General features: G+C 42.3%; 10 protein-coding genes. 6 read left to right on the top strand and 4 right to left on the bottom strand.

Translation table 11 applies throughout. The annotated features are described in order from the left end of the window. Window positions 1-179: 179 nt before the first annotated feature. Complete coding sequence (priA, locus tag CZ809_RS17165) at window positions 180-2,381, bottom strand: primosomal protein N' (RefSeq protein ID WP_080158766.1); 2,202 nt, start codon at window positions 2,379-2,381, stop codon at window positions 180-182. Window positions 2,382-2,648: 267 nt separating this feature from the next. Between priA and rpmE the strand changes: the two genes are divergently transcribed. Then, entirely contained in the window at window positions 2,649-2,861 is a 213-nt protein-coding gene (rpmE, locus tag CZ809_RS17160) for a 50S ribosomal protein L31 (RefSeq protein WP_080158765.1), read from the top strand. Between the two features lie 120 nt (window positions 2,862-2,981). Here rpmE and metJ read toward each other — a convergent pair whose 3' ends face one another. Then, window positions 2,982-3,299 (bottom strand): met regulon transcriptional regulator MetJ, encoded by a 318-nt coding sequence (gene metJ / locus CZ809_RS17155; protein ID WP_036789456.1) that lies wholly within the window; start codon window positions 3,297-3,299, stop codon window positions 2,982-2,984. Window positions 3,300-3,606: 307 nt separating this feature from the next. On the opposite strand from metJ, the gene CZ809_RS17150 reads away from it, so the two are divergent. Continuing rightward, window positions 3,607-4,773 carry an O-succinylhomoserine (thiol)-lyase gene (locus CZ809_RS17150; RefSeq protein ID WP_080158764.1) on the top strand — a complete coding sequence of 389 codons (1,167 nt, stop codon included), beginning with the start codon at window positions 3,607-3,609 and terminating at the stop codon, window positions 4,771-4,773. Next, window positions 4,773-7,187, top strand: coding sequence for a bifunctional aspartate kinase/homoserine dehydrogenase II (locus tag CZ809_RS17145; protein ID WP_080158763.1), 2,415 nt, complete (start codon window positions 4,773-4,775; stop codon window positions 7,185-7,187). The genes CZ809_RS17150 and CZ809_RS17145 overlap by 1 nt, the downstream gene beginning before the upstream one ends. A 68-nt stretch (window positions 7,188-7,255) precedes the next feature. Here CZ809_RS17145 and CZ809_RS17140 read toward each other — a convergent pair whose 3' ends face one another. Then, the gene (locus CZ809_RS17140; protein WP_080158762.1) at window positions 7,256-7,822 is read right to left on the bottom strand and encodes a PadR family transcriptional regulator; all 567 of its coding nucleotides are present in this window, start codon (window positions 7,820-7,822) and stop codon (window positions 7,256-7,258) included. 410 nt (window positions 7,823-8,232) lie between these two features. After that, entirely contained in the window at window positions 8,233-10,863 is a 2,631-nt protein-coding gene (ppc, locus tag CZ809_RS17135; RefSeq protein ID WP_080158761.1) for a phosphoenolpyruvate carboxylase, read from the bottom strand. Window positions 10,864-11,495: 632 nt separating this feature from the next. Between ppc and argC the strand changes: the two genes are divergently transcribed. The 3 genes from argC to CZ809_RS17120 all read left to right on the top strand — a co-directional run bounded on the left by argC (window position 11,496) and on the right by CZ809_RS17120 (window position 14,623). Further along, complete coding sequence (gene argC, locus CZ809_RS17130) at window positions 11,496-12,509, top strand: N-acetyl-gamma-glutamyl-phosphate reductase (protein ID WP_080158760.1); 1,014 nt, start codon at window positions 11,496-11,498, stop codon at window positions 12,507-12,509. 10 nt (window positions 12,510-12,519) lie between these two features. Further along, window positions 12,520-13,314 (top strand): acetylglutamate kinase, encoded by a 795-nt coding sequence (argB, locus tag CZ809_RS17125; protein ID WP_080158759.1) that lies wholly within the window; start codon window positions 12,520-12,522, stop codon window positions 13,312-13,314. A gap of 103 nt (window positions 13,315-13,417) precedes the next feature. Beyond that, window positions 13,418-14,623, top strand: a complete 1,206-nt coding sequence (locus CZ809_RS17120; RefSeq protein WP_080158758.1) for an argininosuccinate synthase — start codon at window positions 13,418-13,420, stop codon at window positions 14,621-14,623. Window positions 14,624-14,696 lie beyond the last annotated feature (73 nt).

The raw sequence follows: 14,696 nt of genomic DNA, 5'->3' as shown, positions 1-14,696 counted from the left end.
TTACTAATTTACAGTTGGCTATCTGACGCAAAAATGTATTCAGATATGCTCGCCAACTAATTGTAACTGACTGAAAAACGTCAATTCATATACATATTGTAGAATGGATGCATAAGCTGAAACATGCTTTCAATAGCATAAATTACATTCGCTATGTGAGATGCATCGCATTGTGTAGTTTAAGTTAAATCTTGCGGTTCAACATCAATCGACCACCTAATTTTTTTCGCTAACGGTAAGAGCTGAATTGCAGGCTTAGCAATACTGAGTATTTGTTGAAGTTTATTTCTATTAGGTATTTGTAAAATTAATTGCCATCTAAATCGTCCAGCACGACGAGCAAGGGGAGCTGGATTTGGCCCTAAAACACAACAGTCTTGGTCATACACTGGGCTTGCTTCAAAAATCCCTCTTACTTGTTGTAAGAACTGGCACACAAGGTCGCTATCATTGGCTTCTGCACGCAATAACACTAAGTGAGTAAACGGTGGCAACAATGCTTGACGACGTTCCGTTAATGCAGCCTGAGAAAAAACGCCATAGCCTTTATGCAGTAATGATTGTAGCAGTTGATGTTCTGGATGGTGGGTTTGTAATAATACTGATCCTGGTTTACTGGCGCGACCTGCACGACCTGCAACTTGAATAAACAGCTGTGCTAATCGCTCTGAGGCGCGAAAATCATTACTGAATAATGCACTATCAACATCAATTAATGCCACTAAGGTTACATTGGGAAAGTGGTGGCCTTTAGCAAGCATTTGGGTGCCAATTAAAATTTGATATTCATTATTTTTAATGGCTTCTAAATAGTTTTCTAATGCCCCTTTACGACGAGTACTATCACGGTCAATACGTACTGTTTTAAATTCAGGGAATAATTCGGCTAATTGGGCTTCAAGTTGTTCTGTACCCACACCAACAGGTAACAACTGAGTAGAACCACACTGCTGGCATTGGTGCATGATCGGCCGCTGAGTGGCACAGTGATGACACCGTAATTCCCCTGATTGCTGATGGAGGGTGTAATACGCATCACAACGATCACACTCTGCGATCCAGCCGCACTCATGGCACATCATCGCGGGTGAAAATCCACGCCGATTAAGAAACAGCATCACTTGATTGCCCGCATTGAGGTGCTTACGCATTTCTGCAATTAATGGTGCTGATAACCCCGCGTTTAAATACAGGCCTTTGACATCAATAACACCATGACGTGCAGCACTTGCATTACCTGCACGTTTAGAGAGTGTCAGATAGTGATATTTGCCTGTTTGGGCGTTATGCAGTGTTTCCAGTGCTGGCGTTGCTGAACCTAATACTATCGGGATATTTTCTTTATTGGCTCGCATTACGGCCAGATCACGAGCGTGGTAACGTAAGCTATCTTGTTGTTTATATGAAGCATCATGTTCTTCATCGACAATGATAATGCCAAGGTTAGCAAAAGGTGTAAACAGTGCTGAACGGGTGCCAATAATGATTCCAGCTTGATTATCTCGTCCAGCAAGCCATGCCGCCATGCGTTCGCTATCGTTTAAACCCGAATGTACGGTTTCTAATGGCACCTTAAAACGGCGCTTAAAACGATTGATTGTTTGTGGTGTTAGGCCAATTTCTGGCACTAAAATTAACGCCTGTTTACCCGCTGCTAAAATGGGCTCAAGTAAATTAAGATAAACTTCGGTTTTGCCTGAGCCTGTAACACCATCGAGTAGATAACAGCCAAATCCTGGATTACTGTTTACCGTTGCAATCGCTAATGCTTGTTCTTCGTTTAAACGTGGTTTCTGTTCTGTAATTTCAAATTGTGGCAGCCACTGACGTTGTTGTGGTTGATGTTGTTGTTCGCTGATCCAACCTTTTTGCTCGACAGTTTTGAGGGTGGTGCTGCTGACGTCATGAGTGAGTAAGTTTTCATGACTGAGTGGACCATGACGTAATAGATTTAGGATTTGTGCTTGTTTAGGCGCGCGTTTTAAGCCATTTAGCGGCTGATCTCGACCTGTTTCAGTTAGGTGCCAATACTTTAGTGGCGTGGTTGATGCTTCTCGACCTTTACGCAGTAATGCAGGCATCGCATTGGCAAGGGCATCACCTAATGGATATTGATAATAGCTACTGGCCCATTTTAATAAGCTAAATAAAGCAGGTTGCCATAAAGGTTGATTATCTAATACTTGCTGAATAGGTTTTAACTGTTGAATAGGAAAATCAGAATCATGCCCGATAGCAACCACAATCCCGACTAATCGTTGTCGACCAAAAGACACCAGCACGCGACCACCAATAATTGGAGTGGTGTTGGGTTTGATGAGATAGTCAAAAGTTTTATCAAGTGGGACAGGTAAAGCAACGCGTGCTATTGGGTGGTTCATATTTTATCGCTTTAATTGAGCTTGTACTAAATAGTAACAGATCACGTGATAAGGGATAAGTACTGCTATGTTGCAACTATTATTGACTGTTTTAGTGATCAATAAAAGAGCGATAAAAAAACAGTGACTGAGTTGATCTCTGTGGAATGATTGATTACTATACGCCGCCTGATTTGTCGTAAATTAACGACAGACTATTTTATTAACCACGTGTGGTGCCCGGCTTTGGATCGGGAGAGCGACACGGCCTTAACTTGAGGTTTCCCCATGAAACAAGGTATCCACCCAGAATACAAAGCAGTAAACGCACGTTGTTCTTGCGGCAACACTTTCGTATTTAACTCTACTATGAGCAAAGACATCAACCTTGATGTATGCGATAAGTGTCACCCATTCTACACTGGTAAGCAACGTCAAGTTAGCTCTGGCGGTCGTGTGGACAAATTCAACAAGCGTTTTGGTGCGCTTTCTAGCAAGTAATTATTTGCCAGATGAATTTACAAAAAAGGGATGCGCAAGCATCCCTTTTTTTATGGCTGAGATTTGGCAATTATAAAAAAACCAGCAGAAGTGCTGGTTTTTTGCTATTTCATGTCCATATTATTCATTAATGTCTTCGTAGCTGATACCCATCGCTTCCATCAATGCTTTCGCTTCTGCGGGCAGATCGTCGGGGTGATCTTTACGAATATCATCATCAGTGGGTAGTGGTTGTCCTGTGTAGGCATGTAGGAAAGCTTCACAGAGTAGTTCACTGTTGGTAGCGTGGCGCAGGTTATTGACCTGACGGCGAGTACGTTCATCAGTAAGAATTTTGAGAACCTTTAATGGAATAGACACTGTAATTTTTTTTACTTGTTCATTTTTCTTACCGTGTTCTGCATAAGGGCTAATATATTCGCCATTCCACTTTGCCATGTTTTACCTTCTCAGCGATGTTTAATTAATGATGATAACAATGTCGCGATGACGGTTGTTAGTACATAGTCATGATAGGCGGCGATATTACGTGAACATCACTGATTTGTCCTCTACAGTGATAGACAACAGTTGCTAGATCACGACTATTTTTTTCAATGACTGAATTTTAGCGGGATTTACCGCTATAAGCAAAGACATATAGACGTCTAGAGGTGTTGACGTCTTGTTTTGATGTGGTTAAGGTTGTTAACAGCCATCATTATTTATTTACAGGGTTCACCCCCTTATAACAAGGAACGTTATTATGAGTGATAAGCAGCCTGCGACTATTGCCGTTCGTAGCGGTATTGACGTTGATTCACAATATAATGCAGTTGTGCCGCCAATTTACTTAACGTCCACCTACAGTTTTCCTGCACTAGGTGAGTTACCGCAATATGATTATTCTCGTTCAGGCAATCCAACTCGAAATACATTAGCTGATGCTCTGAGTGATATGGAAGGCGGCGCGGGGGGCGTCGTCACCAGTTGTGGTACTGCTGCGATGAATTTATTGGTGTCTGCGCTTTTAGGACCTGATGATTTATTGATAGCTCCCCATGATTGTTATGGTGGCAGTTATCGATTGTTTAATACCCGTGCTCAAAAAGGGGACTTTAAGGTCCTGTTTATAGATCAGTCGGATCCTGATGCCTTAGCGGCAGCATTGGCACAAAAGCCGACGTTGTTATGGCTTGAGACTCCCTCAAATCCTTTAGTGCGCGTGATTGATATTACGGTGGTTTGCCAACAAGCACAGGTGGTTGGTTGCCAAGTTGCCGTTGATAACACTTTCCTATCGCCATTATTACAGCAGCCGTTATCGCTTGGGGCTGATTTTGTGGTGCATTCAACCACTAAATACATTAATGGTCACTCTGATGTGGTCGGGGGTGTTTTAATTGCTAAAGACCAAGCTGCAGCTGAAAATCTAAGTTGGTGGGCTAATTGTATTGGGGCGACAGGAGCCCCTTTTGATGCATATTTGACCTTGCGTGGATTGCGAACATTGGCGCCTCGAATGAGGATGCATGAAGAAAATGGGGCAGCAGTGCTGGCTTATTTGCAGCAACAACCCTTGGTTGGCACTATTTATCATCCAAGTTTGCCCACCCATCCTGGGCATGAGATAGCGAAGCGTCAGCAACGTGGTTTTGGCTCGATGATGAGTTTTGAATTTGCTGGAAGTTATCAACAACTGGCGTTGTTTGTTAAAACATTACAATTGTTTTCATTGGCAGAATCATTAGGGGGGACGGAGAGTTTAATTGCTCATCCCGCTTCAATGACTCACCGTGCCATGAGTGATGAAGCGCAACGAGCCGCTGGGATCTCTACTTCTTTGTTACGGTTATCGGTAGGTTTAGAAGACCCACAAGATTTGATTGCTGATCTTAAACAGGCGTTCGCTATTGCAAAGGAGGGCTGCTGATGAAAAAAGATCTGCGCCAATTACATAAATTTGGCGGAAGTAGCCTTGCCAATGCTGATTGTTATCGTCGTGTCGCTGATATTTTACGTGCGTATTCTAATTATAATGATTTAGTGGTGGTATCGGCGGCAGGGAAAACCACCAATCAATTATTATTATGGCTAGAACAATTAGTCACTGATGGCCGCTTAGCCCATGAAACCTTACTCTCTATTCGAGTATTTCAGCAGCAATTGATCAATGAGTTACTTGATCCTCAAGACGCAGAGCCACTACAACAGCAGTTATATGCGGAGTTGGCGTTAATTGCTCAGTGGGGACAATTAACCATGACGGCCGAGGTGAAAAATGCGGTTTTAGGTCATGGTGAATTATGGTCTGCACGGTTATTAAGTGCCTTATTAAACCAATGCCAATTAGCGGCGATAGATATTGATTCACGTTTATTTTTACGGGCCGATCATGCGGTGCAGCCTGAAGTGGATAAAGTCTTATCTGCACCATTATTGGATCAATTGTTAGCGCAATATCAACAGCAACGATTAGTGATCACTGGTTTTATGGCGGCGAATCAGCACCAGCAAACGGTGTTACTTGGTCGTAATGGGTCTGATTATTCTGCGACGATTATTGGTGCTTTAGCCAAGGTTGACCGAGTAACAATTTGGAGTGATGTTGCGGGTGTTTATAGTGCCGATCCTCATAAGGTCACCAATGCTTGTCTATTGCCCTTATTACGATTAGATGAAGCCAATGAATTAGCACGTCTTGCTGCGCCAGTTTTACATAGCCGAACACTTCAACCCGTCGCCCAAAGTAGTCTTGATTTAACCTTACGTTGTAGTCATCAACCTGAATCTGGATCAACACGGGTTGAAAGGGTATTAGCATCTGGTCGTGGGGCTAAAATTATTTCATCACTCAATGATGTGTGTTTAATTGAGCTTGATGTACCGCAAGGAATGGCGTTGGCACATACTCAACAAGATGTGCAGTTATTATTAGATCGAGCGCAATTACAGCCGTTGGCTCAAACTATGGATAAAGGTAAGCGGCGAATTATTTTGGCCTATACCCAAGAAATGGTAAATAGCGTGCTAGGGCTATTGCAAGATAGTGGCGTTGCGGCTGAACTTCGATTACGAGAAGGCTTTTCAATGGTTGCGGCAGTTGGTGCTGGCGTGTTGAATAATCCTAATCATTGCCATGGTTTCTATCAGCAACTTAAAGGCTTACCCGTTGAATTTATGACTGAGGCTGAATCAGGTTTAAGTTTAGTGGCAGTGCTACGTGATATTGAAACGGATAAGTTAGTCAATGATATCCATCAAGCGTTATTTCAAGCGCAAAAAAGCGTGGGTATTGTGTTGTGTGGTAAAGGCAATATAGGGAAACATTGGTTGGGGTTATTTGGTCGTGAAAAAGCGGCATTAGAGCTACGACACGGCATGCAATTTAATTTGATTGGCATTGTTGGTCAGCATCAATGTTGGATTAATAGTGTTGGAATTACGCCGCAAACAGCATTAGAGCAGTTTCAAGATCAGGCAACAGATTATCAATTACCGCAGTTATTGTCTCAGCTAGCAGCGGTTGATTATGATGATGTGGTTGTGGTTGATGTAACCGCAAGTCATCAGTTAGCTGCGTTATACCCACATATTGCAGCGAGTGGATTACACCTTATTTCTGCTAATAAAATCGCAGGATCAGCGGCGACGATAGAGTATCAGGCGGTGGTTGATGCGTTTGCTAAAAGTAGCCGTTATTGGTTGTATAACGCGACGGTTGGTGCAGGTTTACCTATCAATCATACCGTACGCGATCTGCGCGAAAGTGGCGATCGTATTTTAGCTATCTCGGGTATTTTTTCTGGCACATTATCATGGTTGTTTCAACAATTTGATGGTCGACAGCCGTTTTCTGAATTGCTTGAACAGGCGTGGCAGCAGGGGTTAACTGAGCCCGATCCGCGTCATGATCTGGATGGCAGCGATGTGATGCGTAAGCTGGTTATTCTTGCTCGTGAATCGGGGTTTGAAATTGACCCACAGCAAGTGCACGTTGAATCATTGGTTCCGCCGTGTTTACGTAAATTAACGGTTGATGCGTTTTTTGAGCAAGCACCAGAACTTGATGGTGTATTAGCTGAAAAATTAGCACGAGCAGCTCGTGAAGATAAAGTTTTACGTTATGTGGCCCGTTTAGATCGCCATGGTAAAGCATATGTTGGCTTAGAAGCATTACCTCATGAGCATGCATTAGCAAACTTACTACCTTGTGATAATATTTTTGCAATTGAAAGCCTATGGTATCGCGAGAATCCATTAGTGATTCGAGGTCCTGGGGCTGGACGAGATGTAACAGCTGGGGCGTTAATATCTGATATCAATCGCTTAGCGACGATGTTGTAGGCGTATACCGTATTAGTAGTAATAAAAAAGCCGCAGTTTAAACTGCGGCTTTATTTTTTGATATTGATTTAGTTAATAGCGATTGCGCTATTTTCACTGTCCATATCTTTCAGTTCAGCGAGAACTTCTTCAGCCCATAATATCCAAGCTTGGCGGTTATGAAGCCCGCGGCGTAAGGTTAAACGGTCGAGACGTTGTTGACGATCCATGTTTTTGTAATCGCTAAAATGAATTTGCTCTAGCTCTTGATAATGACCCATTAAAATATGTGATTCATCAATTAAAGCTTCAAGTTGCTGCTGCATTGGTACTGAATTGTGAACACCACAAATCAATAGTTTTGCAGAAAACTCATCACGCGTGGTTGGATTACGTGCTGGTTCTTGGAACCACTCAAATAGTGCCTGACGGCCAAGATCGGTAATCGAATATACCTTACGATCAGGTTTACCATCTTGAGGTTCAAGACGGCAGGTTACTTGATCATTCGTCGCCATTTTATTGAGTTCACGGTACACCTGCTGGTGGCTCGCTTTCCAAAAATAACCGATACTGTGTGAAAATTCTTTGGTTATATCGTAACCAGTCGCTTCGCGAGTGCTAAGCACTGTTAAAATTACATGTGGTAGTGACATCTCTTCTATCCGTTAAATATATAAAATAAAAAACACAATAGGGCTTAGATTATGTAACGCTTCAGGTGACGTTTTTAATTTATAATCGTGCTATTGCACTGCCTAATTGCGGTCGCATAGAATATCATTAATTGACTCAATATCGATACTTCTAGTTCAATTATCTGTTACTGAGGCGTTTCAATTTATTATCTTGTGAACTATCACTAAGTTAATTTAGCGCTAAAAAAATAATAACTTGATTGAAATATATTCATCTTTTCTCATATTGATACTTTTCTATCTTAGTCTTTATGAGCAATATAATGCTGTGTCATAGTTGAGAATTTACAATATATTTTAACAACATTGTAAATAACGATTAAAAAAAAAGGCTATCCGAAGATAGCCTTAGTGTCATTTATTGTAGATCAGCCAGTATTACGCATACCTGTTGCAATACCTGCAATGGTTACCATCAATGCTTCTTCAAGCTCTATTGGTAACTCTTTTTGCTGGCGAGTACGGTAAAGTAATTCAGCCTGCAACATGTTAAGTGGTTCAACATAAATATTACGTAGACGGATAGACTCAGCACCCCATGGGTCTTGCTGCATCAAATGATCATTATTTTCAACGGTTAATACAGCTTTAATATCTTGCACTAACTGTGAACGTAATTGTTTACCAAGCGGCCATAAAGCTTCATCAGTTAAACGTTGATCATAGTACTCTGTGATACCCAAGCTGGTTTTGCTGTACACCATTTCTAGCATACCTAAGCGAGTCGAGAAAAATGGCCATTCACGGCACATTTCTTCTAGCTGTGCAGTATCACCATTATCAATCGAGTGTTGAATCGCTTCACCCGCACCTAACCATGCTGGTAACAATAGACGGTTTTGACTCCAAGCAAAAATCCATGGAATAGCACGTAAACTTTCAACGCCACCATTAGGATTACGTTTTGCAGGGCGAGAGCCCAGCGGTAACTTACCTAGTTCAGACTCTGGCGTTGCGGCGCGGAAATAAGGAATAAACTCCGGCGTGTTTCGAACTACATTACGGTACGATTCACAGGAAACATGAGAAAGTTGGTCCATAATATGGCGCCATTCTTGTTTCGGTGCTGGTGGTGGTAGTAAGTTTGCTTCTAACGTTGCACTGGCATAAAGGCTGAGGCTATTAATTGCCACTTCAGGTAAACCGAGCTTAAAACGAATCATCTCGCCTTGTTCGGTTACACGTAAACCACCTTTTAGGCTACGTGGTGGTTGAGATAACAATGCCGCATGAGCGGGTGCACCGCCACGACCAATACTACCGCCACGGCCATGGAATAAGGTAATTTCAACGTCTGCTTTTTCACAGACATCGACCAGTTTTTCCATCGCACTGTATTGCGCCCATCCCGCTGACATTACACCGGCATCTTTGGCTGAATCAGAATAGCCAATCATCACCATCTGATGGTTTTGAATAAAACCACGGTACCAGTCAATATTAAGCAGTTGTTCAATAACATCAGCGCCGTTATTTAAGTCTTCAAGTGTTTCAAATAATGGACACACATCCATGCGGAATGGACAACCTGCTTCTTGCAGTAATAAGTGAACGGCTAATACGTCAGATGCTGTACGTGCCATTGAAATAACATAGGCACCCAATGCTTCACGTGGTTGTTCTGCAATTGCTTTACAGGTTTCGAGTACTTCTTGAACGTCAGCTGATGGTTCCCACTTTCGTGGTAGTAATGGTCGCTTAGACGATAATTCACGAACTAAGAACGCGATCTTATCTTGTTCACACCACTGACTGTAATCACCTAAACCAAGGTGACGCGTTAGCTCTGAAATAACATTTTCGTGGCGAGTGCTTTCTTGACGAATATCCAGTTTAACCAGATGCACACCAAAACATTTGATACGACGTAGTGAATCAAGCAGTAAGCCGTCAGCAATGATCGCCATACCACATTGATGTAATGACTGGTAACACGCAAATAGTGGATCCCATAGCTCAGCAACATCATTAATAATATGTTTAGAAAGGGGAGCATTACCGTTGATTTGTGCTTCTAAGCTGTCTCGAGTAATAATCAGCTTAGTACGTAGTTGTTTTAAAATTGCACGGTAAGGTTCATGTGCTTCACCTGCGAGCTCTCGCACCTCAGCATTACATTGAATCATTGATAATTCATTGATCAATTCTTGCACGTCACCAAGATAAAGTTCGGCCGCTTTCCAACGAGAAAGGCGTAAAACTTCATGGGTAACATCAGACGTTACAAATGGGTTCCCATCGCGGTCGCCGCCCATCCATGAGGAGAAGGTTACTGGCGCTGCGTCTAATGGTAGTTTCTTATCTAAATGCTGTTGCAGTTTTTCATCAAACAGGCGTACAAACTCTGGTACCGCTTGCCACAATGAATTTTCAACCACGGCATAACCCCATTTTGCTTCATCAAGTGGGGTTGGGCGTTGCTGGCGAATAACATCGGAATACCATGCTTGAGCAATCAGTTGTTCTAAGCGTTGCTCAACACGTGCACGTTCAGCGGTTGATAATTCGCTTAATTCTAATTGTGATAAACATTTATTAATCTGTACCAATTTATGGATCATGGTACGGCGTGCAATTTCTGTTGGGTGCGCGGTAAGAACTAAATCAATATTTAATTCATTAATCGCCACTAAAGAATCAGCAGGGTTAACATCATGCTGGACTAATTTAGTAAACAATTCATCGAGTGCATCTGGGCTGCATAATGTCGTTTCACGTTGGCGTGAAATCGTATGGTATTGCTCTGCAATATTGGTGAGATTAAGGAATTGACTAAAAGCTCGAGCTACAGGAAGTAATTGATCATCGGGTAGGTTTTGTAATTCAGCAATCAGTTTCTCGCGGTCATCTTGATTACCTGTGCCTGCTGATTTAGAAAGTTTGCGAATCGTTTCAACTTTTTCTAAGAGTTCATCACCGCAGGCTGTTTTGATCGTATTACCCAGCAAATGGCCAAGCATACTGACATTACTTGTTAACGCACTGTATTTCTCGTTCATATCGTATCCATCTCGTAATTTTGTTACATCCAATTTAACCTTTACCCCACAATCTAGCCGTGAAGTTAGTAACAGGTCAACAGAGATTGTATTTATCGCTAATAAAAACTATCGATATTGATTTTGGTCATAATCTTGATTGAATTTTGTAATTTTGTTTCATTCCTGCCTGTGTCAGCCCACATTTTTGTTCATTATTAAAGAGATAGGGCAAAAAAACGCCATTAAAAATAATCAGTTCTGTTATGGTTTAATGTTGTAAAAGTTAATGAAAAGATAATAAAATATATTTTTTTATCGTTGCACTATTGACAGTATGTAATTTAACCAGTAAACATATTAATTCAAATTTATGAATAAATGGTGTTAGCTGTTTATTTATCCTTGAGCAACGGAACGCTCAGGGTTTATTGTTCGATGCAGGAAGTTATTATCATGAACCAAATCTATACCTCTGCCTTTATCTCCTCCCTTCGACGACGCTAAGTCTTTTGCCTTAGGTGCTTTTACGTGCCTTTTCTATGCTGTTTACAGCACACCTCTGTTAGCCGTTATGACAATCATCACTACTTAGCCATAGCTCCAATTATTTGATGACGGCTCGATAACACTACAATGATATGGAATGAGCGATGTTAAACACGGTTATTGTTGGCGCCAGTGGGTATACCGGCGCAGAACTGGCAAAAATAGTAAGTCGTCATCCGCAATTAACACTTTGCGGTTTGTATGTTTCAGCCACCAGTGTTGATGCAGGAAAACCATTAAGTGCGCTGCATGGTCAATTGCATGGTGTGGTTGATTTACCGTTGCAGCCGCTAACAGATATTAGAATGGCAGTGGCAAACATCGATATTGTGTTGTTAGCTACTGCCCACGAAGTGAGTCATGATATTGCAGCTGAATGTCTAAATATGGGTTGTCAGGTGTTTGACTTGTCAGGTGCATTTAGAGTGAAAGCGGATGGTTTCTATGATCAATATTATGGTTTTAAGCACCAATATGAGGCATTGCTAGACAGTGCTGTTTATGGGTTAGCTGAATGGAATCATGATCAAATTCGCCAAGCCCAATTAATTGCGGTTCCTGGGTGCTATCCCACCGCATCTCAATTAGCGTTAAAACCATTGCTCGTTGCAGGTCTGCTTGATTGCGATCAATGGCCAGTGATAAATGCCGTCAGTGGTGTGTCGGGTGCGGGTCGTAAAGCCACCATGACCAATAGTTTTTGTGAGGTGAGCTTACAGGCTTATGGCTTGTTTACGCATCGACACCAGCCTGAAATTGCCCATCATCTTAATTGCGATATTATTTTCACGCCTCATCTCGGGAATTTTAAACGCGGTATTTTAGCCACTATTATCGCTAAATTAGCCGATGGTGTAACCGCAGAAGAAGTGACTGCAGCAATGGCATCAGCTTATCTAAACCCGACCGATCAACATGCGGTACGGCTACTTAACCATAATACCGCTAAGTTGGATGATGTTGTTGGTAGCTGTTTTTGTGATATCGGCTGGCAGGTTCAAGGTGAGCATATTATTTTAACTGCCGCGATTGATAATTTATTGAAAGGGGCTTCATCACAAGCAGTTCAATGCATAAATATTCGCAATGGATTCCCTCAATTAACCGCGTTGGTATAGGAGTAACACAATGAATCAAGTTCCTTTAGTGATTAAACTTGGTGGTGCTGCATTGGAATGTAATGTCACCTTAGAGCGATTGTTTTCAACCATCAATGCGTACCAATCGCGGTCACAACGCTCGATCTTATTTGTTCATGGTGGTGGCTATCTTGTTGACGACCTAATGAAAAAATTGCAATTGTCGACAGTTAAAAAACAAGGGTTACGGGTTACTCCTAGTGATCAAATTGGCTTGATTACCGGTGCGTTAGCTGGTACTGCCAATAAAATGCTGCAAGGGCAAGCGGTTAAAGCTGGCGTGGCAGCCGTAGGATTAAGTTTAGCTGATGGCGGTTTATGTACAGTTAGTCAATTAGATCCAGAGTTAGGCGCTGTGGGACATGCTGAACCAAATAACGGCGCTTTAGTGGGTCAAATTATGCAGTTAGGTTTTGTACCAATCATTAGCTCTATTGGGCTCGATGCTCAGGGTGAAATGATGAATGTTAATGCTGATCAAGCGGCGGTTGCCGTTGCTGCGGCTGTTGGTGGTGAGTTGGTGTTGCTATCTGATGTGACGGGTGTACTTGATGGTAAAGGTAATTTAATTAAGCAGTTAACGGAAGCGGAAGCAGAAGCATTAATTGCACAAGCTGTGATCACCGATGGCATGATCGTAAAGGTACGAGCAGCATTTACAGCGGCTAAAGCGTTAGGCCGTTCGATTGAAGTCGCCAGTTGGCGTTATCCCGACAAGCTTAATGCTTTATTAGCGGGCGACAGTATCGGGACTCGATTTACGGTGCCAGTAATGGGTGATTAGCCTGTATTGATGACAGTTCATTGATGTATTACGACGAATTAATATTTTTGAAAATAGTGCCTGAACGGGATGACCGCGACAAGGCTGAAAAGGAGAGCAGCAGATGAGCAAGATTAACAAAGTGGTATTGGCCTATTCAGGTGGTTTAGATACTTCAGCCATTATTCCATGGCTAAAAGAGAACTATGACTGTGAAGTGGTCGCGTTTGTGGCAGATGTCGGTCAAGGTGAAGAAGAGTTGGTTGGCATTGAAGCCAAAGCACTCGCCTCTGGTGCATCTGCATGTTACATCGCTGATTTAAAAGAAGAGATGGTCAAAGATTATATTTATCCATCCCTTAAAACGGGAGCAACTTACGAAGGTAAATATTTACTGGGCACTTCAATGGCGCGTCCCATTATTGCTAAAGCGCAAGTAGAGTGTGCATTAGAAGTTGGTGCTGATGCGTTATGTCATGGTTGTACAGGTAAAGGAAATGATCAGGTGCGCTTTGAAGGGGCATTTGCGGCTCTTGCGCCACAATTGACAGTGATTGCACCATGGCGTGAATGGAATTTACGTAGCCGTGAAGCACTGCTTGATTATTTGGCTGAGCGTAATATTCCTTGTACTGCATCGTTAGAAAAAATTTATTCACGTGATGCTAATGCATGGCACGTTTCAACTGAAGGTGGTGTACTTGAAAATACGTGGAATGCACCTAATGAGTTATGTTGGGTGTGGACTAAAGATCCACAACAGGCGCCTGATATCGCTGAAACGGTGTCTGTTTTAGTTGAAAAAGGTGAAGTGGTTGCGGTTGATGGTGAGCCGATGACGCCTTATAACGCGCTTAATTATCTCAATAGCAAAGGTGCTGAGCACGGAATTGGACGGATTGATATTGTTGAGAACCGTCTCGTAGGAATCAAATCTCGTGGTTGCTATGAAACCCCAGGTGGCACCATCATGATGGAAGCATTGCGTGCTGTTGAACAATTAGTGCTTGATAAAGAGTCGTTTGAGTTCCGTCAAACCATTGGTCTTAAAGCATCGCATCTTATTTATGATGGCCGCTGGTTTACGCCATTGTGCCAATCGTTGTTAGCCGCGGCTGATACGTTGGCACAAGATGTAACGGGTGAAGTCGTGATTCAACTATATAAAGGCCAAGCCACCGTTATTCAAAAGCGTTCAGGCAATAGTTTGTACTCGGAAGAGTTTGCTACGTTTGGTGAAGATGATGTTTATGATCATAGTCATGCTGGCGGTTTTATTCGTTTGTATTCTTTGGCTAGCCGTATTCGTGCGCTTAATAGTCAAAAATAAATAATCCAATCAATATTGTTGCTTGCGCTGTAATGATGACGCTATTCATTGCAACGTAAGCTTCTCAATATGA

Origin of the sequence: Photobacterium piscicola, from assembly GCF_900166965.1 — a bacterium.
Lineage (GTDB): Bacteria > Pseudomonadota > Gammaproteobacteria > Enterobacterales > Vibrionaceae > Photobacterium > Photobacterium piscicola.
This window is presented reverse-complemented; position numbering and strand designations above follow the sequence as displayed.

What these genes read in the sequence shown, in the direction of transcription:
- CZ809_RS17145 (WP_080158763.1), top strand. Translation starts at nt 4,773, where the DNA reads ATGAAAAAAGATCTGCGCCAATTACATAAATTTGGCGGAAGTAGCCTT.
- CZ809_RS17140 (WP_080158762.1), bottom strand. Translation starts at nt 7,822, where the DNA reads ATGTCACTACCACATGTAATTTTAACAGTGCTTAGCACTCGCGAAGCG.
- CZ809_RS17150 (WP_080158764.1), top strand. Translation starts at nt 3,607, where the DNA reads ATGAGTGATAAGCAGCCTGCGACTATTGCCGTTCGTAGCGGTATTGAC.
- argB (WP_080158759.1), top strand. Translation starts at nt 12,520, where the DNA reads ATGAATCAAGTTCCTTTAGTGATTAAACTTGGTGGTGCTGCATTGGAA.
- argC (WP_080158760.1), top strand. Translation starts at nt 11,496, where the DNA reads ATGTTAAACACGGTTATTGTTGGCGCCAGTGGGTATACCGGCGCAGAA.
- priA (WP_080158766.1), bottom strand. Translation starts at nt 2,381, where the DNA reads ATGAACCACCCAATAGCACGCGTTGCTTTACCTGTCCCACTTGATAAA.
- metJ (WP_036789456.1), bottom strand. Translation starts at nt 3,299, where the DNA reads ATGGCAAAGTGGAATGGCGAATATATTAGCCCTTATGCAGAACACGGT.
- rpmE (WP_080158765.1), top strand. Translation starts at nt 2,649, where the DNA reads ATGAAACAAGGTATCCACCCAGAATACAAAGCAGTAAACGCACGTTGT.
- CZ809_RS17120 (WP_080158758.1), top strand. Translation starts at nt 13,418, where the DNA reads ATGAGCAAGATTAACAAAGTGGTATTGGCCTATTCAGGTGGTTTAGAT.
- ppc (WP_080158761.1), bottom strand. Translation starts at nt 10,863, where the DNA reads ATGAACGAGAAATACAGTGCGTTAACAAGTAATGTCAGTATGCTTGGC.